The organism is Nocardioides epinepheli, assembly GCF_037936805.1.
Lineage (GTDB): Bacteria > Actinomycetota > Actinomycetes > Propionibacteriales > Nocardioidaceae > Nocardioides.
On record NZ_JBBMMC010000006.1, the window covers coordinates 134,899 to 156,024 of the forward strand.

A 21,126-nucleotide genomic window follows, 5' to 3' on the forward strand; every position below is an offset into this window, starting at 1 on the left:
CGGGCTAGGGCTACGGCTGGGGGGAGGGGGAGGTCAGATTCTGGAGTCGCACGCTCCCGCGGGACACCAGCCGACCCTCCTCGTCGGTCGTCTCCACGTCCCACACCTGTTGCGAGCGCCCTCGATGGACCGGTACCGCACGTGAGGTCATCGCGCCCTCGGTCGTGGCGCGGAAGAAGTCGGTCTGGTTGCTCACCCCCACCACCTGCCCGCGGTCGCCGAGCCAGACCGCGGCGCCGACGCTCGCGAGGGTCTCGACGACCGAGCAGTGCACGCCGCCGTGCACGAGCCCGTAGGGCTGGTGGAGCTCGGGCCGCGCGGTCCAGGTGGCCACGATCCCGTCGGGGTCGGCGCTCACCAGTTCCAGGCCGAGAAACTCCGCGAAGGGACCCAGTCCACGTTCCAAGATTGATGTCACGCGGCGATTGTGCCAGTCGGCTTCCCAGCGCCGTCGGACGGATTTTCGATCCGTCCTACCGTCGCGCGAACATCCTGCCTAGACTGGGCATGAGCACGACCCACGGTCCGGGTCATGTCAGCACAAGATCATCATCCGCAGGAGGTTCCGGTGCCACTCTCCGAAGAGGAGCTGCGATTGCTCGAGCAGATGGAGCGCGCCCTCGTCGAAGAGGACCCCAAGTTCGCCTCCACGCTGCGCGGCACCGCACTGCGCCACAGCGTCCGGCGCCGCGCCATCGCGGCCGGCCTGGTCTTCGCCGTCGGCGTCGCGCTGCTGTTCGTCGGGGTGCTCACCGAGTGGTACGTCGGCATCCTCGGCTTCGTCCTCATGCTCGGCGCAGCCGTCGTCGGGCTGGGCGCGATCCGCGGTCGTCATGCCGCGGCCGATCCGCGTGGCATCTCCCAGCACCCCTCCGGTCTGACCTCGATCGACGGCGGCCGCCGCTTCGGCCGAGGCTCTCGGCCCCGTGGCCGCTCGGGCTCATCTTCCCGCGGCAGCTTCATGGAGCGCATGGACGCCCGCTGGCGCCGTCGTCGCGAGGGCGGCGGTTTCTGACCCTCCGGTCTGACCCCGCCTGTCTGACCCCGCCCTCGGGCCACCGGCACTCGCCACACCCTCCCCGCTCTTCGGCACCCTTCCCCGCTCCCCGGCGCCACCTGCACCCCACCGACCCGTCCGCTATAGCCGACGGGTCGGTCCGCATTCACGCTGACCCGTCAGCTATAGCGGACGGGTCAGCGCAAATGGGTGGGTGACCCGTCAGCTATAGCGGACGGGTCAGCGAAAGTGGGTGGGTCGGCCCGGGTGGTCAGATGTGGTCGACGCGGGCGTTGGAGCCGACCGGCTCGGAGTCCGGGGGCGGCTCGGGGGACTGGTGCTCGGCCGGGTCCTGGCGGTGCAGGACCGAGACGGGCACCCAGGCCGCTCGACGGCGGGCGCGGGGGGTCGAGCCCGCGGAGAGCGCCGCGCAGCAGGCGAGGACGTCGGGGCGCAGCGTGCCCGGCTCGACGACGTGACCACGGGAGTACCGGGCGCGCTCGAGCTCGTCGACCAGGCGGGCCAGGGCGGCGTCGGCGTCCGGGTCGACGCCGGGCCCGTGTGCCGGTCGCTCGTTGTCGTCGTGGTCCTCGGCGCCGGGGCGGCGCCCGAACCAGCCGCCGACGACGTCCGCGGTCTCGCGCGGCGATCGACCCTCGGGCCAGGTTCGGCCGTGGTCGAGCGCGGAGGCCCGCAGCTCGGCCCAGGCCGCCTCCGGACCGCCGGACAGCCGCCGCGCACGCTGCCGCCCGCGGATCACGTGCGGAAGGCGGACCAGCAGCGCCACCAGCGCGATCACCACCAGGACGCCGACGAGCCAGCCCCACGGGAACCGCGACCCCGACTCGGTGGCGGGCTCGGCGGTCTGTGGCTGGGTGGCGGGGGTGGAGGTCCGGGTCGGCGCCGGAGCGGTCGCGCTCGGCTCGCGAGTCGGCCGCGGCTCGCTGGTGCCGGTCGGCAGCGGCTCGGAACCGATGTCGGCGGTGGTGTAGGTCGGCAGGATGTCCTGGGGCACCCGCAGCTGCGGCGTCGGGTCGAACAGGACCCAGCCGGCGCCGGGGAAGAAGAGCTCGACCCAGGCGTGGAGGTCGTGCGAGCTGTAGACGTAGGTGTTCGCCTCGCCGGTCACGTCGGGGCCGTCGGGCTGCAGGAACCCGACCGCGACCCGCGAGGGGATGTCCAGGATGCGGGCCATCACCGCCATCGAGGCGGCGTACTGCTCGCAGTAGCCGACCCGGCCGCCCTCGCCGGCCGACAAGAACGCCTGCAGCTCGTCGGCGCCGACCTCCGGAGGCGACTTGGCAAGGTCGTAGGTGAAGCCGCCGTCCTTGCGGAACCACTGCTGGAGGGCGACGGCGGCCTGGAAGTCGCTGGTCGTGCCGCCGACGATGCGCCGGGTCAGGGTCTCCAGCGAGGCAGTGCCGCTCGGGTCCTCGATCTGGAGCTTGCTGACGTCGTCCGGCAGGGTGGTGAGCTCGCTGGGAGCAGCGGCGGGTTGGGTGTCGAGGTCGAGGAGTCGCGCATCGTCGTAGGCCAGACGTACGGCGTTCATCTCATACGACATGCCGGCGGTCGTCTGGTCCTCGCCCCCGGCGAGGAAGTCCATCGAGCTGGTGTCGAACCGCCAGTCGCCGTCGGCGCGGATCCAGTCGATCGGCGCCTGGGTCGGCAGCCAGCGGGAGTCGAAGCTGTCGGAGACCTCGACCTGGTAGTCGTAGGTCGCGGACTCCTCGGCGACCGGAGCCTCGACCCCGGCCAGGGCCGGAAGGTCGCCCTGGGCCAGCTGTGACGACGGGACGCTGCGGTCGCCGGCGCTCCACTCGCGCTCGGTGAAGCGGTTGAGCACCGAGATCCGGAGGTGGTTGGGCATCGGGTCGTCGGTGCGGACGGTCAGCAACGGGATGTCCTCGCCGCGTTGCAGGTCGCGCCGTAGGTCGGCCATCGGGTTGGTCACCTGGATGTCGCCGTCGCCGTCGCCACCGGGGCCGACGTCGAAGATCGAGAAGTTGAAGGTGGGGATCGCCATCGGGATGACGACGGCCGCGGCGACCGCGGCGGCGCCGATGCCGAACGCGCTCCCGCGAAGGGAGTCGCTCATCCGCCGCACCGGCTCGCCGGCGCCGTCCAGCGAGCGGCCCCACCTGGTCAGGTGCTCCTCCTCCTGGAAGAACAACATGGCCAGGAAGCCCGCCGCGGTGCCCGCGAACAGCGGCCAGGACAGGCCGCCGCCCAGGAGGCTGACGGGCACGCTGTAGATCGTGAGGAGCGGGAGACCTGCCAACGGCGCGCGGCGCAGTGTGCCGGCGCACAGGTCGACGATCAGCAGCGCGATCAGGCCCGACACGAGGAGCAGCGGGACGACGTCGATCGTCGCCGTCACCGGGACCGGCGGCGCGTAGGTGTTGGCGTCGTGGACGGCGTCGGCGAAGGCCTCCCAGAATGCCGGGCCCGGGTAGGGGCGGCCGGCCACCTGAAGACAGACGACCACGCCGCCGATCAGTGCCTGCAGTACGACGACGAGGACGCCGGGCACTCGGCGCCAGCGCGCCAGCGCCCCGACGAGGCCGACTGTGAGTGCCACGAGGAGCAGCGGGCCGAGGAAGCCGCCCGGCTCGGCGGTGAAGCCGCGCCAGGACCACATCGCCAGCCAGGTGGTCAGGACGGTCGCTGCGGCCATCCGCAGCTCGATCCTCAGCGCCGAGCGCTCCCTGGCCCAGTCGCGGTGGCGACCAGTGCCGCGACCGCTGGAGCGGAGGCCCGAGGTGGTGGGTTTAGAGGGGGGCGGTGGCGTGGAGCCCGGGGGAGCCTGGGTGGCGGTCATGAGCCGACCCCCGCACCGACCGCCGGGTCGATGCCGTTCTCCAGCCCGACCCCCTCGCGCGCCGACGTGCGGCCGAGGTCCTCCCACACCGCTTCGAGGCGGTCGCGGGGCGCGAGGGCGACGGCGCGCCAGCCGGACCTGGTCAGGAACGGGGCGGCGCCGCCGTTGCCCGGCATTCCGCTCCAGGCGTCGACGTCGAGGGCGATGGCGAGGGCCGCGGCGGTGTGGTGCACGATCCGGCGCAACGCCGGTGCGTCGGCCTGGTCGACGGCACCGAGCACGGCGACGGTGAGACCGCCGTGGGCGGCCTCGCCCATCCAGGACGTGTCGAGTCGGTCGCGGTCGTCGAAGCTGACGACGGCGAGCGACTCCAGCAGCGTGCGGATGTTGAGATCGGCGTCGCGCACGTGCCACGGCGTGGCCGTGTCCTCGCCGGCGGCGGTGACGAGCCGCACCTGGAAGCCGCGCTGGCTGAGGTGGACGGCGATCGAGGCGGCAGCGGAGACCGCCGCCTCGAGCGAGGAGGCGATGCCCTGTCCTCGGTGGGCGATCAGGCGGTTGTCGAGCACGATCGTCGCGCGCGACTGCCAGGGCTGCTCCTCGCGACGCACCATCAGCTCGCCGATGCGCGCCGAGCTGCGCCAGTGCACCCGGCGCAGGTCGTCGCCCTGCCGGTACTCGCGCACGGTGACGTCCTCGGCCGAGCCGGATGCGAACGCGCGGGGGCGGTTGTCTCCCGACCCCGTCCAGCCGCCGCCGAGCGGGATCACCGGAAGCGGCACGGTGCGCGGGGTGACGATCAGCGGCACGGTCATCCGGAACGCGCGACCGAGCTCGACCATGCCGAATCCGTCACCCACCCGCACGGTCATCGGCCCGATCTCGAAACGCCCACGCACGTCGGAGCGCACCTGGTAGGTCACCTGACGCCGCCAGCCGTGTCCGATGCCGTCGAGGACGAAGCGCGGCCGGGTGCCCAGGACGTAGGGCACGTGGTCCTCGAGCATCAGGACGCCGTTCGGCGTGCGCCCCTCGTTGGTCAGGGCGAGGTTGACCCGCGCGGGCTGCCCGGCCGTCACCAGCTGCGGGGTGACCGTGCGGACCAGGGCGAGGCGATAGCGTGACCGGCCGATCACCAGGGCCGTGACCAGCGGCACGGCCACCACGAGCACGCCGACCCGGATGAGTGAGGGCTGGCCTAACAGGATCGCGCAGAGGATCGCGGTGATACCGGCCGCGAGGAAAGCCCGTCCGCGGACGGTCAGTCCGGCGAGGGCCTCACGCACGGCTCTGCGGGGTCGGCACCGGGACGCCGGCGAGGATCGCGTCGAGGATGGTGGAGGTCGAGCGTCCGCCCATCGCGGCCTCGACGCTGGGCAGCAGCCGGTGTGCCAGCACAGGCTGGGCCAGGCGCTGGATGTCGTCGGGCAGGACGTAGTCGCGCCCCTCGATCGCCGCGTGGGCCTTGGCGGCCCGCACCAGATGCAGCGTCGCGCGCGGGGAGGCGCCGAGCACCAGGTCGCTGCTGCGCCGGGTGGCGCCGGTGAGGGCGACGACGTACTGCTGGATGGCGGGGGCGACGTAGACCTGGCCGACGATCGCGGCGAGCTTGCGCACCTCGCCGGCGTCGGTGACCGGCTCGAGGTCGTCGAGCGGTCGGGCGTCGGTGTGGGAGTCGAGCATCGCGATCTCGGCCGACTCGACCGGGTAGCCGACCGACACCCGCGCCATGAAACGGTCCCGCTGCGCCTCGGGGAGGGCGTAGGTGCCCTCCATCTCGATGGGGTTCTGGGTCGCGATCACCATGAAGGGCGAGTCGAGCTGGTAGGTGGCGTTGTCGACGGTGACCTGACGCTCCTCCATGCACTCCAGCAGCGCCGACTGGGTCTTGGGGGAGGCCCGGTTGATCTCGTCCCCGACGACGATGTTGGCGAACACCCCGCCGGGACGGAACTCGAACTCGCGGGTGTTCTGGTTGAACACCGACACGCCGGTGACGTCGGAGGGCAGCAGGTCGGGAGTGAACTGGATGCGTCGCACCGAGCAGTCGATGCTGCGCGCGAGAGCCTTGCTGAGCATGGTCTTGCCGACGCCCGGCACGTCCTCGATCAGCAGGTGCCCCTCGGCGAGGAGGACGACGAGCGCGGAGTGCACGACGTCGGGCTTGCCCTCGATGACGCGCTCGATGTTGTGCCGGATCCGGCCGGCGACGCGCGCCAAGGTGTCGAGATCGCCGGTGCGCGAGCCCGCCTGGTCGCTGTGACCGTGCGGGGCTGGATGGTCCGGCTGGCCGGCGTGGCGCGGTTGGCCGACCTGACCGACTGGGGCGGCGGGCTGCGGCTGGTGCGGCTGCTCCACGGGTGCTGGTCCTTCCCTGTTCCCTGAGGCTGAGGTGTCCTGCAGATCGTTAAGTGTCATCGCGTGTCATTACGTGTCACTGAATGCGGGCTTGACCCGCAGGGACGCGGATCGACCACCTCCACCGTAGGACTAGCGCGCAACATACGCGCTAGTCCCAACTTCTTCCGACGCCGCCGGTCACGATTTGGTTGCACGTTCGGTACGACGCCGCTCTGGCTCCCACTCTCCCTCTCGCCGGGCCACCCTCCGGTCCTCTCTGCGCGCCTCTCTCGGTGACCGCCGCGCTCGCGACCGGCCGGCCGGTCTCGGTCGCTGCGCGCGCCGGCCCTCGCAGCGAACCCCGGCGCGCTCGAGGAGGGGTGAGAAGTGGGGGAGATGGGGTGAATGTGGTTGACGGTGGGGAGAAGTGGCGTAGAGTGGGGGAAAGTGGAGGACGAGGGCACGGTGGTGGTGTCTCGTGGTTGAAGTGGGAGGTGCCCGATGCGCTTCATGGGCACCTACCGGCCGAAGCTGGACGAGAAGGGCCGCCTCTTCCTCCCCGCGAAGTTCAGGGATCGACTAGCCGATGGGGTCGTGGTGACGCAGGGACAGGAGAACTGCCTGGTCGTGTGGCCTCCCGACGTCTTCGACGTGGAGGCCGACAAGGCCGCCGAACGGTCGATGACCGACAAGGCGGCCCGCGGCTACCAGCGCATGTTCTTCTCCGGCGGCGACGAGGTGGCTCCCGACAAGCAGGGGCGCATCTCGATCTCGGCCGGACTGCGCGACTACGCCGGGCTCGAGAAGGACGTGGTCGTCATCGGCGTCCGCAACCGCCTGGAGATCTGGAACCCCACCGCGTGGGAGGCCTACCAGGCCGCCGAGATCCAGAAGTTCTCCGACCTCGACGAGGCCGAGTAGCACCCACCCCCAACACCGAGCACCACCCAGCACCACCCACAACAGCACAGCGGATCCGTAGGACGAGGCCTTGGGCCCGCTTCCTCCACGCCGTCTGGGGCACCTTCCCCGGTTCCAGAAGGCGCACTTCCCCTTGACTTCCGGCTCACCCCGCGAAGCGCGAGGAAGCGGGCCTGGGACCCCGATCTACGGATCCGCTCCGGCGAACACCCGCAGGACCCCGCACCACCCTCTTCTTCCCCACATCTCTTCCCCAAGGCATCAGTGAGGTCGACACCGATGAGCGCCACACCCGCCCAGACGCCGGCGCCGCGCGTGCGCGAGCAGGCGCGCGAGGTCGCGGTGCTGATGAGCTTCTCCCTGGTCGTCTCGCTCGCGTTGACCGCCGGCTTCCTCCTCCTGGCCGCGCTGGGACGCTGAGGTGGCCTCTCCCCAGCACGACCCGGTGCTCCTGGACCGGGTCGTGGCCCTGCTGAGTCCCGCCCTCGAGCGTGGCGGCCCCGGGCGCGACGACGCCGGGCGCGAGACGGTGCTGATCGATGCCACCCTCGGGCTCGGCGGGCACAGCGAGGCGGTCCTCACCCATTGTCCGCACGCCCGGGTCGTGGGCATCGACCGCGACACCGACGCGCTCGCCCTGGCCTCGGCCCGGCTCTCCCGCTTCGGCGACCGGTTCACCGGCGTGCACGCCGTCTACGACGAGATCGCCGAGGTGACCGCCGACCTCGGGCTGCCGGCCGTGGACGCCGTCCTGTTCGACCTCGGGGTCTCCTCGATGCAGCTCGACGTCGCCGAGCGAGGGTTCGCCTACGCCGTGGACGCCCCGCTGGACATGCGGATGGACCGGAGCGGGGGAGCGGGAGGCCCCACGGCGGCCGACGTCCTCAATACCTATAGTGCCGCCGAGCTCACCCGGGTCCTGCGCGACTACGGCGAGGAGAAGTTCGCCCGCAAGATCGCCGCGGCGATCGTCCGCGAGCGCGAGGCCGCGCCATTCACCACCAGCGGCGCCCTGGTCGAGCTCCTCTACGCCGAGATCCCGGCACCGGCCCGGCGTACCGGCGGCCACCCCGCCAAGCGCACCTTCCAGGCGCTGCGGATGGAGGTCAACGACGAGCTGTCGGTGCTCCGCAGGGCGCTGCCGGCGGCTCTGGATGCCATCGACGTCGGCGGCCGCGTCGTCGTGGAGGCCTATCACTCGCTGGAGGACCGCCTGGTGAAGCAGGCCTTCACCGCCGTCACCCGCAGTGAGGTCCCGCCCGACCTCCCGTTCGTCCCCGAAGGCAGCGAGCCCGCTATGCGCCTGGTCACCCGGGGCGCGGAGAAGGCCGACGCCGCCGAGATCGCCGCGAACCCGCGGGCCGCGTCGGTGCGGCTGCGCGCCGTCGAGCGGGTCCGCGCTGCCGAGTCCACACCGTCTCGAGGTTCGAGAGCACCACACCAGGGAGCACCCCGATGAGCAGCCCGTTGCGTCACCCGTCGAGCACCCCCCTCTCGCGCCGGTGGGGCGCCCTGGCCCGCGGCGGCGCCGTCGACCGGGCCCGCCTGGCAGTGGTGCCGCGATTGCGCAGCCGCGCACCGCGGGTGCCCTTCGTCTCCTTGGTCAGCGTGCTGCTCCTGGCCGGCGTCGTCGGACTCCTGCTGTTCAACACCTCGATGCAGCAGGCCTCGTTCACCGCCGACCGGCTCGAGGACGAGGCGGCGGTGCTCAGCGCGCGCCAGCAGGCGCTGCGGACCGAGATCGACGAGCTCAGCAACCCGACCCACATCGCCGAGCGCGCCTGCGATCTCGGCATGGTCGCCGCGCCACCGGCCGCCTTCATCGACCTGGCCACCGGCAAGGTCACCGGGACGCGCAGCGCCGCGGTCGCCGGGCCGTGCCCCGGCGCGTCGGGTGCCGCGAACCGCGCAGGCAACCGATAGTGGGAACGATGCCGAGCAAGAAGCGACCCGCACTCAAAGGCTCGCGGCCCAGCGCCTCGGGGCGCGCGTCCGCGCGACCCCGGCTGCGGAGCCGCCCTCGCGGGAGCGCCCGCGGCGCCACCGGGCTGCGCCTGCGCATCGGGTTCATCGTGATCGCGATGGTGATGTCGGTGTTCGCCGCCCGGCTCGTGCAGCTGCAGGGCATCGACCCCAAGCAGTACGCCGCGATGGCCGCTGCCGAGGGCAAGGTCAGCGTCGTCCTTCCCGCCGAGCGCGGCGACATCCTCGACCGCAATGGCAAGCCCTTCGCCGACTCCATCGACGGGCTGATGGTGGTCGCCGACCCCTCGCTCACCAGCGAGGACGCGCCCGAGCTGGCGACCTTCCTGTCCAAGCGCCTCGGCATCGACTACTTCGAGACCCTCGACCGGCTCCGCGCCAAGGACAGCCGCTTCCAGTACATCGCCCGACAGGTGCCCGCAGCGACCGCACGCGACGCCGTCGCCGCGGCCAAGGAGGAGGGCTTCGTCGGCCTGGAGACGCGTGATGACCCCGTGCGCGTCTATCCGTCCGGCGACGTCGGGGCCAACCTGGTCGGCTTCCTCGGCACGCCGGACAAGAACGGTGCGGCCCAGCCACTGGCCGGCCTCGAGGTGGCGTTCAACCGCTGGCTGTCGGGCCACGACGGCGAGGCCCGCTACCAGACCGGAGCCGGGGGCAGCCGGATCCCGTTGGGCGACAACACCGTCGACCCGGCCCGCGACGGCGCACCACTCACCACCACGCTCGACCGGGACCTGCAGTGGTACACCCAGCAGGTGCTCGCCGAGACCGTCAGGGGCGCCCGCGCCGACTCCGGCTACGCGGTGGTCATGGACACGCGGACCGGCGAGATCCTCTCGCTGGCCGACTACCCGACCTACGACGCCGCGCATCCCGAGCTGTCGCCGGAGTCGAACTACAACTCCCGTGCGCTCACCGACGTCTACGAGCCCGGATCGGTGTCCAAGGTGCTCACCGCGGCCGGCCTCATCGACGCCGGGCTGGTGACGCCGAGGACCAAGTTCAGGGTGCCACCGCAGCTGTTCCGGCAGGACCGGCGCATCGGCGACCACTTCGACCACGGGTGGATCAGGCTCACCCTGGCCGGGATCATCGCGAAGTCCTCCAACATCGGCACCGTGATGGCTGCCGACGAGTACGGCCCGGGCCAGCTGCGTCGCTATCTCTCGGCGTTCGGCCTCGGCCAGCGCACGGGAGTGGGGATCCGCGGCGAGACCAAGGGCATCCTCCCGGCGGGCAGCGACTGGACCAGCCAGGCGGGAGACCGGATCGCGTTCGGCCAGTCGATGTCGGTCAATGCACTGCAGATGGCCGCGGCGGTCAACACCATCGCCAACGACGGGGTCCGGGTCGACCCGAGCCTGATCCAGGGGACCGCAACCCTCGACGACGGCACCGAGGTCGGTACCGGAGTGGCGACCAAGCGCCAGGTGGTCAGCCCCGAGGCGGCACGTCAGACCGCCCGGATGATGGAGCGGGTGGTCGACCCAGACCCCGAGATCGGTGTCGCCCCCGCCGCGGCCGTCGAGGGCTACCGGGTGGCCGGCAAGACCGGTACCGCCCAGCGGGCCGGGGAGGGCGGCTACGACGGCACCTTCACCGTCTCCTTCGCGGGGTTCGCGCCGGCCGACGACCCGCGGTTCACGATCTACGTGGTGGTCCAGAACCCACGCAACGGCGGCGGCGGTGGCTCGGTGGCGGGCCCGGCGTTCTCGAAGCTGATGGGCTACACCCTGCGCAAGTACGGCGTGCCCCCGACGGGGACCAAGCCTTCGCAGCTGCCCGTCGTGTGGTGAACGACGCTCGATGGGCGAGGATGGTCGCCCGATGAATGCATTGACCTCTCCGCAGGCATCTCCACCGCCCCGCCCGCGCGCGGTGACCCCGCGCACGCTCGGGGAGGTCGCGCAGTGGCTGGGTGCCACGCTGACCGGTGCCGAGGACGGCGCGCGCGAGGACCGCCACGTCACCGGGCTCACCCTGTCCTCGCTCCGCGTGGCCCCCGGCGACCTGTACGCCGCCCTCCAGGGTGGACGCGTGCACGGCGCCGACTACCTCCAGCCCGCGATCGACAGCGGCGCCGTGGCCTACCTGACCGACGCCGACGGCCTCGCGCACGCGCTCCACGTCGGCGTCGACCCGCGGTTCCCGGCGCTCCAGGTCGACCAGCCGCGCCGGGTGCTCGGCGCGCTCGCGGCCTGGCTGTACGGCGACCCGGCCGTCAGCATGCAGATGATCGGCGTCACCGGCACCCAGGGCAAGACCACCACGACCCGCCTGCTGGAGGCCGGCCTGGAGCGGGCCGGCGTCCGCGCCGCCGTCGTCGGCACGGTCGGCACCCGGATCGCGGGGGAGGACATCGCCACCTCGCTGACCACGCCGGAGGCGCCGGACCTGCACGCCCTGTTCGGCGTGATGCGCGAGGCCGACGTCGCCGTGTGCGCGATGGAGGTCTCCAGCCACGCCCTGGTGATGGGCCGGGTCGACGGCGTCGTGTTCGACGTCGCGGTGTTCCTCAACCTCGGTCGCGATCACCTCGACTTCCACCGCGACCTCGAGGACTACTACCTCGCCAAGGCCTCGCTGTTCACCGCGGACCGCGCCCGCGTCGCGCTGGTGAACCTCGACGACGAGCACGGGCGTCGCCTGGCCCGCGAGGTGACCGAAGCGAGCGAGCTGCGCCTGACCACCTTCGCGCTGGACGACGAGACCGCCGACTGGCGAGCCGTCGACCTCTCCCTGGAGCGAGAGGGCTCGACGTTCACCGTGCTCGGGCCCGGCGGTCTCCGGTTCGCCGCCGGGGTGCCGCTGCCCGGCGAGTTCAACGTCGCCAACGCGCTGGCCGCGATCGCCGCGGCGGGCGAGGCCGGGCAGGACCCCGCCGCCGTCGCCGAGGCGATCCGCACCTCGGCCGGAGTGCCCGGCCGGCTCGAGCGGGTCGAGGCCGGCCAGGACTTCCTCGTCGTGGTCGACTACGCGCACAAGCCCGACGCCGTGGCAGCCGCCGTCGAGACCCTCCGGCCGCTGGCCGATGCCGGTGGCGGTCGGGTGATCGTCGTCCTCGGAGCCGGCGGCGACCGCGACCCCGGCAAGCGACCGATCATGGCCGAGATCGCCGCACGTCTGGCCGACGTGCTGGTGATCACCGACGACAACCCGCGCACCGAGGCGCCGGCAGAGATCCGCGCCGCCATGCTGGCGGGGGTGGCGCCCGAGCACCGCGATCGCGTCGTCGAGGTCGGCGACCGGCGCACAGCCATCGAGCGCGCCCTCGGCCTGGCGCGTACCGGCGACGTCGTCCTGATCGCCGGCAAGGGGCACGAGACCGGGCAGGAGATCGACGGCGTGGTCCACGACTTCGACGACCGGGACGTCGCCCGCGGAGCGCTCACCCGATGATCCCCTGGCCCCTGGGCCGGATCGCCCGCGCGGTCGACGGCACCGTGCACGGCGACCCCGACCTCGTCGTCGACGGCGCCGCCTATCTCGACAGTCGCGACCCCGTCGCCGGCGGGCTCTACGTCGCGATCGTGGGGGAGCGGGTCGACGGACACGACTTCGCGACCGGGGCGCACGCCGTCCTCGGCAGCCGGCCGACCGCGGCGCCGACCGTGGTCGTGGACGACCCGACCGTCGCCCTGGGCCGGCTCGCGCGCGCCGTCCTCGACGAGGTCGGGACGCCGGTCGCCGCGCTCACCGGGTCGCAGGGCAAGACCAGCACCAAGGATCTCCTGGCCCACGTGCTCGCCGGCGCCGGCGCCACGGTTGCGACCGCCGCGAACAACAACAACGAGCTCGGCGTGCCGCTCACCGTCCTGCGCGCCGATGCCGGCACCCGCCACCTCGTGCTCGAGATGGGCGCCCGCGGCGTCGGGCACCTGGCCTACCTGTGCGAGATCGCGACGCCGAGCATCGCGGCGGTCCTGAACGTCGGGACCGCCCATATCGGCGAGTTCGGCGGCGTCGAGGCGATCGCCGCGGCCAAGGGCGAGCTGGTGGAGGCCCTGCCGGCCTCCGGCACCGCCGTGCTCAACGCCGACGACGCGCGGGTGGCCGCCATGGCCTCGCGCACCGCCGCGCGGATCCTCACCTTCGGCGCCGCCGGAGACGTCACCTGGCGCGGCCTCGAGCTCGACGCCCTCGGCCGGGCCCGCTTCGAGCTCGGCCACGACGGCGCCTGGGAGCCCGTCGAACTGCTCCAGACCGGTGCCCATCAGGTCTCGAACGCCGCCGCGGCCGCCGCGGTGGCACTGGCCGCAGGGATGGACCTGCGCGAGATCGCCGCCCGGCTCGGCACGGCCCGAACGGCGTCGCGCTGGCGGATGGAGCTCGACCGCCGCGGCGACGGGCTCCTGGTCCTCAACGACTCCTACAACGCCAACCCCGCCTCGATGGTCGCCGCGCTGGACGCGCTGCGTGCCCTCGGGCGCGAGCGGAGCGGACGCCTGGTCGCGGTCCTCGGCGAGATGCGGGAGCTCGGCGAGGAGCACGAGGCGGCCCACCTGGAGGTCGGTCGCGCTGCCGCGGGCGTGGATGTGGTGCTGGTGGTCGGCGACGAGGCGGCCGCAACGGCGACCGGTGCGCGCGAGGCCGGTGTCCCCGAGGTGATTCTCACGGCGGGGCGTGACGACGCATCGGCCTGGGTGCGGAAGAATGCCTCGGCGGACGACGTCGTCCTGGTCAAAGCCTCGCGGGCAGCGGCCTTGGAGCAGATCGCCGTCGACCTGCTCGAACACGATCCACGAACCGGAGGAGAAGCGGCCCGATGAGAGCGATCCTCCTCGGCGGCGGTCTCGCGCTGCTGATCTCGCTGCTCGGCACCCGCGTCGCCATCCGGCAGTTCACCCGGCTCGGCTACGGCCAGGAGATCCGCGACGACGGGCCGACGTCGCACCACACCAAGCGCGGCACGCCCACGATGGGCGGCGTGGTGATCATCGGGGCCACGGTGATCGGCTACTTCGGGGCCAACCTGATCACGCTGACCCGGCCCTCGGCGTCCGGCCTGCTGCTCATCGGTCTCTTCGTCGGCTGCGGCCTGGTCGGCTTCCTCGACGACTTCATCAAGATCTACAAGCAGCGCTCGCTCGGCCTGCGCAGCAAGGCCAAGATCGTCGGACAGACCCTGGTGGCGGTCACCTTCGGCATCCTGGCGCTCTCCCCGTGGCTCGAGGACGACCGCGGTCGCACCCCCGGCTCGGAGAAGATCTCGTTCCTGCGCGAGATCGACTGGCTGGCCCTGCCGATGGTCGTCGCGGTGGTGCTGATCTGGCTCATCGTCACCGGCACGAGCAATGCGGTGAACCTCGCCGACGGCCTCGACGGACTCGCCACCGGCGCGTGCATGATGGTGTTCGGCGCCTACATGCTGGTGAACATCTGGCAGAGCAGTCAGTCGTGCGAGAACAGCCCGGGCCCGCAGTGCTACGACGTGCGAGATCCGCTCGACCTGGCGATCATCGCCGCCGCCATCACCGGGGCCTGCTTCGGGTTCTTGTGGTGGAACGCGTCGCCTGCCGCCATCTTCATGGGCGACACCGGCTCGCTGGGGCTCGGCGGCGCGCTCGCCGGCTTCGCGATCCTCACCCGGACCGAGCTGCTCCTGGTGATCCTCGGCGGCCTGTTCGTGCTCATCACGTTGTCGTCGATGATCCAGACCACGGTGTTCAAGGCCAGTCGCAAGAGCGCGCTGTTCCGCAAGGTCTTCCGCGTCCAGGCCCAGCACCGGGTCTTCCGGATGGCGCCGCTGCACCACCACTTCGAGATGCTGGGTTGGGAGCAGGTCACGATCGTGATCCGCTTCTGGATCATCACTGGCCTCTTCGTCGCCACCGGCCTGGGCATCTTCTACGCCGAGTGGGTGGCCCGGCTATGACCTCTGGACCGGTTGACGTCGCCGCGCTGAACCGGGAGTCCTCCTGGGACGGCGTCCGGGCGGTCGTGCTCGGCTTCGGCGTCTCCGGGTTCGCCGCGGCCGACAACCTCACCCACCTCGGCGCGAGCGTCACCGCGCTGGCCGACGGCGCGACCGCCGCCCAGCTGGAGAAGGCCGAGCTGCTGGAGATCCTCGGCGCCCGGGTCGAGATCCACCAGGGCGCCACGCGCACCCTCCCCGACGACGTCGACGTGGTCGTCACCTCACCCGGCTTCCGCCCCGACTCGCCACTGCTCGAGGCGGCCGTGGCCCGCGGCGTCCCGGTATGGGGGGAGGTCGAGCTGGCCTGGCGGCTGCGAGCGCCCGGTCCCGACGGCGAGCCGGCGCCCTGGCTGTGCGTCACCGGCACCAACGGCAAGACCACCACCACCCAGATGCTCGACTCCATCCTGCGCGCCGCCGGCCTTCGCAGCGTCGCGGCCGGGAACGTCGGACTGCCGATCGTGGAGGCCGTGATGGACCCGGCGCCCTACGACGTGTTCGCGGTGGAGCTGTCGAGCTTCCAGCTGCACTACACCGACTCGATGAGCGCCCAGGCCGCCGCCGTCCTCAACCTCGCACCGGACCACCTCGACTGGTACGAGGGCTGGGGCACCGGCACCGCGATGGAGCGCTACACCGCCGACAAGGGCCGGATCTACCACGACGTGCAGCGCGCGTGCGTCTACAACGTCGCGGATCCCGGCACCGAGGAGCTGGTCCGCGAGGCCGACGTCGTGGAGGGAGCCCGGGCGATCGGCTTCACCCTCGGGATGCCCGGCGTCGGGATGCTCGGCCTGGTCGAGGACATCCTCGTCGACCGGGCGTTCATCGAGGAGCGCGCCACCAGCGCGGCCGAGCTGTGCACGCTGGCCGACCTCGCGCCCGACGCCGCCGAGGCCCCGGCGCCGCACGTGGTCGCCAACGCGCTCGCGGCGGCCGCCCTGGCCCGCGCCCACGGCGTCGATCGCGCCGCGGTCGGGGAGGGGCTGCGCTCCTTCCGCCTCGACGCCCACCGCATCGCCGTGGTCGCCCGCGCCGACGGCGTCACCTGGGTCGACGACTCCAAGGCCACCAACCCCCATGCCGCGCAGTCCTCCCTGCAGGCCTACGACCCGGTGGTGTGGATCGCCGGCGGCCTGGCCAAGGGCGCCAGGTTCGACGAGCTCGTCCGCTCTGTGGCCTCGCGGCTGCGCGGAGTGGTGCTGATCGGCCGCGATCGCGACGTCATCGCCGAGGCCCTTTCGCGACACGCACCCGATGTCCGGGTGATCACGGTCGAGGGCGGTGACACTGGATCCGTAGACGGCGGACCGGACCTGATGCGGCGCGTCGTCGAGGCGGCTGCCGATCTGGCCGTCCCCGGCGACACGGTGCTCCTGGCCCCGGGCTGTGCCTCGCAGGACCAGTTCACCGACTATGCCGCCCGAGGCGAGATGTTCGCAGAGGCGGTGCACAGCATCACTTCCCCGTAGCAGTACCGCAGATGAGGAGACCCCTCGTTGACCACCGCGACCCCCGAGCGCTCCTGGCGGCCGCGCGTCCCCACACTGCGACGCACCGCGTCGGGCGCGACGAAGGTCGAGACTCCTCGGCGTGGTCTGACCTCGCGCCCGTCCTCCTGGATCGGGGCGCTCCGTGAGGCCCTCGACCGCCCGCTGACGACGTACTACCTCATCCTCGGCGCCGCCGCGCTGCTGCTCACCATCGGCCTGATCATGGTGCTCAGCGCCTCGAGCGTCGGCGCCTACCGCGACACCGGCAACTCCTACAGCGTGGTCCTCCGTCAGCTGACCTGGGTGATCGTGGGTCTTCCGGCCGCCTTCGTCGCCAGCCGGGTGCCCCACCAGTGGGTGCGTCGGCTCACCTATCCCGCGTTCTCGATCTCGTTGCTGCTCCTGCTGGCCACCGCGCGCTTCGGCGTGCTGATCAACGGCAACAAGAACTGGCTTGCGCTCGGACCGTTCCAGATCCAGCCCTCGGAGATCGCCAAGCTGACCCTGGTGATCTGGGCCGCCCACATCTACGCGAACAAGGACCGACGCCTCGGCCGGGTGCACGAGATCATGGTGCCCGTCGTCCCCGGGATGCTGCTCGCGATCGGCCTGGTCGTCATCGGACGCGACCTCGGGACCGCGCTGGTCATGATGGCGATTCTCGCCGGGATGCTCTGGGTGGTGGGTGCGCCGATCCGGCTGTTCCTGCTCGCCACGATGCCGATCGCGGTCGCCGCGCTGGCCCTGGCCGCCACCGACGCCGAGCGGCTGAATCGGCTCACCAACTTCATCGACCCGTTCCAGGACTTCCACGGCTCGGGCTGGCAGCCCGCTCACGGGTTGTACGCCATCGCGTCGGGAGGACTCTTCGGGCAGGGCATCGGCGCCAGCCAGCAGAAGTGGGGGACCCTGCCCGAGGCCCATACCGACTACATCTTCGCCGTGCTGGGCGAGGAGTTGGGCCTGGTCGGCACCCTGCTGGTGATCGGACTGTTCCTCACCATCGCCTTCGCGGCGCTGCGGGTGGCGCGGCAGACCACCGACCCCTTCGTGCGCTACGCCTCCTTCGGGATCGTCGTATGGCTCATCGGCCAGATGATGATCAACATCGGGATGGTGCTCGCCCTGCTCCCGGTCATCGGGATCCCGCTCCCGCTGGTGTCCTACGGCGGGTCCAGCCTGCTGCCGACGTTGGTGGCCCTGGGGCTGCTGGTCGGATTCGCGCGGCGGGAGCCGGCCGCCGCCCGGGCCCTGGCGCAGCGCCGCAGGCGGCGTTCGTCCGGCGTCTCGGCGCGCCGTTGAGCCGCGCCCCGCGCGTCGTCCTCGCACCGTTTGGATAGTTTGGATCCACCATGCGCGTCCTTCTTGCCGGTGGCGGCACCGCCGGCCACACCTCGCCCCTGCTCGCTACCGCCGACGCTCTGGTCCGGCTCGACCCGGAGGCCGAGATCACCTGCCTGGGCACGCCTCGTGGACTCGAGACCCGCGTCATCCCCGAGGCCGGCTACCCGCTCGAGCTGATCCCGCCCGTCCCGATGCCGCGGCGCCCCAACGCCGACCTGCTGCGGGTCCCCGGGCGCCTGCGCGGTGCGGTGAAGCAGGCTCGCGCCGTCATCGACCGGGTGCGCCCCGACGTCGTGGTGGGGTACGGCGGATACGTCTCGGTCCCGGCCTACCTGGCCGCCCGCAAGGCCGGCATCCCGATCGTCGTGCACGAGCAGAACGCACGGCCCGGCCTGGGCAACAAGGTCGGCGCGCGGGCCGCGACCCGGGTGGCGGTGAGCTTCCCCGACACCCCGCTGCGCAACGCCGAGTACGTCGGTCTCCCGATCCGCACGATGATCTCGCGACTCGACCGCGCCGCCACCCGCGAGGAGGCGCGGGCCTTCTTCGATCTCGATCCCGACCTGCCGACCCTGGTCGTCACCGGTGGTTCGCAGGGTGCCCGCAACGTCAACACCGCCGTGGCCGCCGCCGCCCGCGTACTCGGGGAGGCCGGCATCCAGGTGCTGCACGTCGTCGGACCCAAGAACGACGTCGTGCCCCAGGCCGACGTGCCCACCTACCACCCGGTCGGCTACGTCGACCGGATGGACTACGCCCTCGCCGCGGCCGACCTGATGGTGTGCCGCGCCGGCGCCAACAGCGTCGTCGAGGCGGCCGCCGTCGGCGTCCCGGCGATCTTCGTGCCCCTCCCGATCGGCAACGGCGAACAGCCGCGCAACGCCCAGCCGGTGGTCGACGCCGGGGGCGCGCTGATGGTCCCGGACGCCGAGTTCACCGCCGAGTGGATCGCCGAGAACGTCCCGCCGCTGATCCTCGGTCCCGCGCGGCTGGCCGCCATGGGCAGTGCGGCGGCGGCGCTGATTCCCCGCGACGCCGACGACAGGCTGGCCGCGATCGTCGCCGAGACCGCCGGGGCCCGCAGGTGAGAGTGCCCGTCCCCGAGCGGATCGAGCCGGCCGACGAGCTCGGACGGGTGCACTTCGTCGGCATCGGCGGAGCGGGCCTGTCCGGTATCGCCCGCCTCATGCTGGCGCGCGGGCTCGTCGTGAGCGGCAGTGACGGCACCGACTCCGCGACCCTGGAGTCGCTGCGCGCACTCGGCGCGCAGGTCTGGCTCGGCCACGATGCCTCCCACCTGGGCGACCTCGGGCCGGGCGACACGCTCGTGGTGTCGACCGCGATCGCCGAGGACAATCCCGAGTACCTCGAGGCGGTGCGGCGCGGGCTGCGGATCCTGCCGCGCTCGGCGGCGCTCGCGGCGGTGATGGCCGGTCGCCGCGTCGTCGCGGTCGCCGGCACGCACGGCAAGACGACCACCACCTCGCTGCTCACCGTCGCGCTCCAGGCCGCCGGCGCCGACCCCACCTACGCCATCGGCGGCGACCTGGCGGCCACCGGGGTGAACGCGGCGCTGGGCACCGGGGAGACCTTCGTCGCCGAGGCCGACGAGAGCGACGGCGCCTTCTTGGTCTATGAGCCGTTCGCGGCGATCGTCACCAACGTCGATGCCGACCACCTCGATCAGTGGGGCACGCCGCAGGCCTACGCCGCGGCGTTCGACGAGTTCGCCGACAGGGTCCACCCCGACGGCTTCCTGGTCTGCTGTGTCGACGATCCCGGAGCGGCGCGCCTGGCCGACCGCCAGGAGGCGTCCGGACGGCGGGTGGTGCGGGTCAGCGCGGCCGACGCCACCGCACTCGACGGCGTCTCGCTGTGGGCTCCGGGAGACCACTACGTCGCCGACGCGCTGGCCGCCCTCGCCGCGGGCGAGGCGCTGGGGCTGTCGCGTGCCGACCTGCGGCGCGGCCTGGCCGGCTACACCGGCACCCGACGCCGCATGGAGCGCAAGGGCGAGAGCTCCGGCGTCCGGGTCTACGACAGCTATGCCCACCATCCCACCGAGATCGTCGGCGACCTCCAGTCCGCGCGGCTGCTCGCCGGTGACGGGCGGCTCGTGGTGGCCTTCCAGCCGCACCTGGTCTCCCGCACCCGGATCTTCGGTGCCGCCATGGGGGAGGCGCTCGGCGCGGCCGACGAGGTCGTCGTCCTCGACCTCTACCTCGCGCGCGAGGAACCAGACCCCGCCGTCACCTCCGGGCTGGTCGCCGACGCCGTCCCGCTGCCCGCCGATCGGGTCGCACTGGCCTCCCTCGACGACGCACCCGCCGTGCTCGCCGCGCGCGCACGGCCGGGCGACCTCGTGCTCACCCTCGGCGCGGGAACCGTCACCCAGGTGGGGCCTGCGTTGCTCGACCTGCTCGACGCGCGGGGGACCGGGGCCGCCGGATGAGGTTCCCACGGCTCGAGCGCCTGCCTGGGCGCCGCTCCGGTGAGCGGCCCGGGAAGGACAGCCCGGCCGAGCGCACCCGTCGCCGGTTCGCCCGCCGCCAGTGGGCACGACGGTGGCTGACCTGGCGCTACGTCGTAGCCGTCGTGGTGGTGCTCGCGCTGGTGGGCGGCGCGATCTACGCCGTCTACTTCTCCAGCGCCCTCTCGGTGCAGGGTGTCGAGGTGTCCGGCGCCAAGAGCATCGAGGAGAAGGACGTGCTGGCCGCGGCCGACGTGCCGCTCGGTGGGCCGCTGGCCACCGTCGACCTGGTCGCGATCGAACGCCGGGTGGCGGCCATCGCGGAGGTGCGCAGCGTCGAGGTGACCCGCAAGTGGCCCCATGACGTCCTGATCACCGTGACCGAGCGCCAGCCGGTGGCGGTGGTCCGGCGTGGCACGCTGCTGCGCGCCGTCGACGTCGAGGGGGTGCTGTTCGGATCCCCGAGGCAGGCGCGCGACGGGCTGCCCTTGATCGAGAGCGCCGAGGACGACGGAGAGGACCCCACCGCCGGTGCGCACCCCGACGTGCTGAAGGCGGCGGTCACCGTCGTGGCGGCGCTCCCCGACGAGCTCGCGACCATGGTCGACCATGTCGAGGTGCGCAGCGCCGACCAGATCGACCTGGTGCTGCGCGACGAGCGGATCGTGCGGTGGGGGAGCGCGGAGGCGTCGAAGGACAAGGGGGAGATCGCCCTCGCGCTGCTGGCCCAGAAGGGCCGGGTCTACGACGTCAGCGTGCCCGGCCAGCCGACCATCAAGGGCCCTGCGAAGTAGCCGGTTCGTCGCCCCGTGCCTCCTGCCCGATGGCTGCCCGATG

Annotated in this window: 18 protein-coding genes; 14 read left to right on the forward strand and 4 right to left on the reverse strand. The window is 72.5% G+C overall.

Translation table 11 applies throughout. The features are described 5' to 3' along the window. Positions 1 to 10 precede the first annotated feature (10 nt). The gene (locus WMR31_RS10115) at positions 11 to 418 is read right to left on the reverse strand and encodes a PaaI family thioesterase (protein WP_340538686.1); all 408 of its coding nucleotides are present in this window, start codon (positions 416 to 418) and stop codon (positions 11 to 13) included. Between the two features lie 150 nt (positions 419 to 568). Between WMR31_RS10115 and WMR31_RS10120 the strand changes: the two genes are divergently transcribed. After that, complete coding sequence (locus WMR31_RS10120; RefSeq protein WP_340538687.1) at positions 569 to 1,015, forward strand: SCO2097 family morphological protein; 447 nt, start codon at positions 569 to 571, stop codon at positions 1,013 to 1,015. Positions 1,016 to 1,268: 253 nt separating this feature from the next. On the opposite strand, the gene WMR31_RS10125 is transcribed toward WMR31_RS10120, so the two are convergent. From WMR31_RS10125 to WMR31_RS10135, 3 genes are all read right to left on the reverse strand, one after another. Next, complete coding sequence (locus WMR31_RS10125; RefSeq protein ID WP_340538688.1) at positions 1,269 to 3,674, reverse strand: transglutaminaseTgpA domain-containing protein; 2,406 nt, start codon at positions 3,672 to 3,674, stop codon at positions 1,269 to 1,271. Positions 3,675 to 3,814: 140 nt separating this feature from the next. Further along, positions 3,815 to 5,104, reverse strand: coding sequence for a DUF58 domain-containing protein (locus WMR31_RS10130; protein WP_340538689.1), 1,290 nt, complete (start codon positions 5,102 to 5,104; stop codon positions 3,815 to 3,817). Continuing rightward, positions 5,097 to 6,038, reverse strand: coding sequence for an AAA family ATPase (locus WMR31_RS10135; protein ID WP_340538821.1), 942 nt, complete (start codon positions 6,036 to 6,038; stop codon positions 5,097 to 5,099). Before WMR31_RS10135 ends, WMR31_RS10130 begins: the two co-directional genes overlap by 8 nt. 621 nt (positions 6,039 to 6,659) lie before the next feature. Here WMR31_RS10135 and mraZ point away from each other — a divergent pair. From mraZ to WMR31_RS10200, 13 genes are all read left to right on the forward strand, one after another. Then, the gene (mraZ, locus tag WMR31_RS10140; RefSeq protein WP_340538690.1) at positions 6,660 to 7,079 is read left to right on the forward strand and encodes a division/cell wall cluster transcriptional repressor MraZ; all 420 of its coding nucleotides are present in this window, start codon (positions 6,660 to 6,662) and stop codon (positions 7,077 to 7,079) included. A gap of 279 nt (positions 7,080 to 7,358) precedes the next feature. Next, positions 7,359 to 7,499 (forward strand): hypothetical protein, encoded by a 141-nt coding sequence (locus tag WMR31_RS10145; protein WP_340538691.1) that lies wholly within the window; start codon positions 7,359 to 7,361, stop codon positions 7,497 to 7,499. A 1-nt stretch (position 7,500) separates the two neighbouring features. Further along, positions 7,501 to 8,538 (forward strand): 16S rRNA (cytosine(1402)-N(4))-methyltransferase RsmH, encoded by a 1,038-nt coding sequence (gene rsmH / locus WMR31_RS10150; RefSeq protein WP_340538692.1) that lies wholly within the window; start codon positions 7,501 to 7,503, stop codon positions 8,536 to 8,538. Beyond that, entirely contained in the window at positions 8,535 to 9,002 is a 468-nt protein-coding gene (gene ftsL, locus WMR31_RS10155) for a cell division protein FtsL (protein ID WP_340538693.1), read from the forward strand. The genes rsmH and ftsL overlap by 4 nt, the downstream gene beginning before the upstream one ends. Positions 9,003 to 9,010: 8 nt before the next feature. Then, complete coding sequence (locus WMR31_RS10160; protein WP_340538694.1) at positions 9,011 to 10,861, forward strand: peptidoglycan D,D-transpeptidase FtsI family protein; 1,851 nt, start codon at positions 9,011 to 9,013, stop codon at positions 10,859 to 10,861. Between the two features lie 31 nt (positions 10,862 to 10,892). After that, on the forward strand, positions 10,893 to 12,464 hold the full coding sequence (locus WMR31_RS10165) for a UDP-N-acetylmuramoyl-L-alanyl-D-glutamate--2,6-diaminopimelate ligase (protein WP_340538695.1): 1,572 nt from the start codon (positions 10,893 to 10,895) through the stop codon (positions 12,462 to 12,464). Beyond that, entirely contained in the window at positions 12,461 to 13,834 is a 1,374-nt protein-coding gene (locus WMR31_RS10170; protein WP_340538696.1) for a UDP-N-acetylmuramoyl-tripeptide--D-alanyl-D-alanine ligase, read from the forward strand. Before WMR31_RS10165 ends, WMR31_RS10170 begins: the two co-directional genes overlap by 4 nt. Further along, a complete protein-coding gene (gene mraY, locus WMR31_RS10175) occupies positions 13,831 to 14,940 on the forward strand; it encodes a phospho-N-acetylmuramoyl-pentapeptide-transferase (protein ID WP_340538697.1) in 1,110 nt (369 codons plus the stop codon). Before WMR31_RS10170 ends, mraY begins: the two co-directional genes overlap by 4 nt. Beyond that, the gene (murD, locus tag WMR31_RS10180; protein ID WP_445321623.1) at positions 14,922 to 16,454 is read left to right on the forward strand and encodes a UDP-N-acetylmuramoyl-L-alanine--D-glutamate ligase; all 1,533 of its coding nucleotides are present in this window, start codon (positions 14,922 to 14,924) and stop codon (positions 16,452 to 16,454) included. Before mraY ends, murD begins: the two co-directional genes overlap by 19 nt. A gap of 27 nt (positions 16,455 to 16,481) precedes the next feature. Continuing rightward, positions 16,482 to 17,777 carry a putative lipid II flippase FtsW gene (gene ftsW / locus WMR31_RS10185; RefSeq protein ID WP_340538699.1) on the forward strand — a complete coding sequence of 432 codons (1,296 nt, stop codon included), beginning with the start codon at positions 16,482 to 16,484 and terminating at the stop codon, positions 17,775 to 17,777. A 50-nt stretch (positions 17,778 to 17,827) separates the two neighbouring features. Beyond that, positions 17,828 to 18,907: an undecaprenyldiphospho-muramoylpentapeptide beta-N-acetylglucosaminyltransferase gene (gene murG, locus WMR31_RS10190; RefSeq protein ID WP_340538700.1), complete on the forward strand. Its 1,080-nt coding sequence runs from the start codon at positions 17,828 to 17,830 to the stop codon at positions 18,905 to 18,907. Then, positions 18,904 to 20,271, forward strand: coding sequence for a UDP-N-acetylmuramate--L-alanine ligase (gene murC / locus WMR31_RS10195; RefSeq protein WP_340538701.1), 1,368 nt, complete (start codon positions 18,904 to 18,906; stop codon positions 20,269 to 20,271). The genes murG and murC overlap by 4 nt, the downstream gene beginning before the upstream one ends. Beyond that, complete coding sequence (locus tag WMR31_RS10200; RefSeq protein WP_340538702.1) at positions 20,268 to 21,083, forward strand: cell division protein FtsQ/DivIB; 816 nt, start codon at positions 20,268 to 20,270, stop codon at positions 21,081 to 21,083. The genes murC and WMR31_RS10200 overlap by 4 nt, the downstream gene beginning before the upstream one ends. Positions 21,084 to 21,126 lie beyond the last annotated feature (43 nt).

What these genes read in the sequence shown, in the direction of transcription:
- WMR31_RS10125 (WP_340538688.1), bottom strand. Translation starts at nt 3,674, where the DNA reads ATGGCCGCAGCGACCGTCCTGACCACCTGGCTGGCGATGTGGTCCTGG.
- mraZ (WP_340538690.1), top strand. Translation starts at nt 6,660, where the DNA reads ATGCGCTTCATGGGCACCTACCGGCCGAAGCTGGACGAGAAGGGCCGC.
- WMR31_RS10145 (WP_340538691.1), top strand. Translation starts at nt 7,359, where the DNA reads ATGAGCGCCACACCCGCCCAGACGCCGGCGCCGCGCGTGCGCGAGCAG.
- ftsL (WP_340538693.1), top strand. Translation starts at nt 8,535, where the DNA reads ATGAGCAGCCCGTTGCGTCACCCGTCGAGCACCCCCCTCTCGCGCCGG.
- WMR31_RS10160 (WP_340538694.1), top strand. Translation starts at nt 9,011, where the DNA reads ATGCCGAGCAAGAAGCGACCCGCACTCAAAGGCTCGCGGCCCAGCGCC.
- WMR31_RS10165 (WP_340538695.1), top strand. Translation starts at nt 10,893, where the DNA reads ATGAATGCATTGACCTCTCCGCAGGCATCTCCACCGCCCCGCCCGCGC.
- WMR31_RS10170 (WP_340538696.1), top strand. Translation starts at nt 12,461, where the DNA reads ATGATCCCCTGGCCCCTGGGCCGGATCGCCCGCGCGGTCGACGGCACC.
- mraY (WP_340538697.1), top strand. Translation starts at nt 13,831, where the DNA reads ATGAGAGCGATCCTCCTCGGCGGCGGTCTCGCGCTGCTGATCTCGCTG.
- murG (WP_340538700.1), top strand. Translation starts at nt 17,828, where the DNA reads ATGCGCGTCCTTCTTGCCGGTGGCGGCACCGCCGGCCACACCTCGCCC.
- WMR31_RS10200 (WP_340538702.1), top strand. Translation starts at nt 20,268, where the DNA reads ATGAGGTTCCCACGGCTCGAGCGCCTGCCTGGGCGCCGCTCCGGTGAG.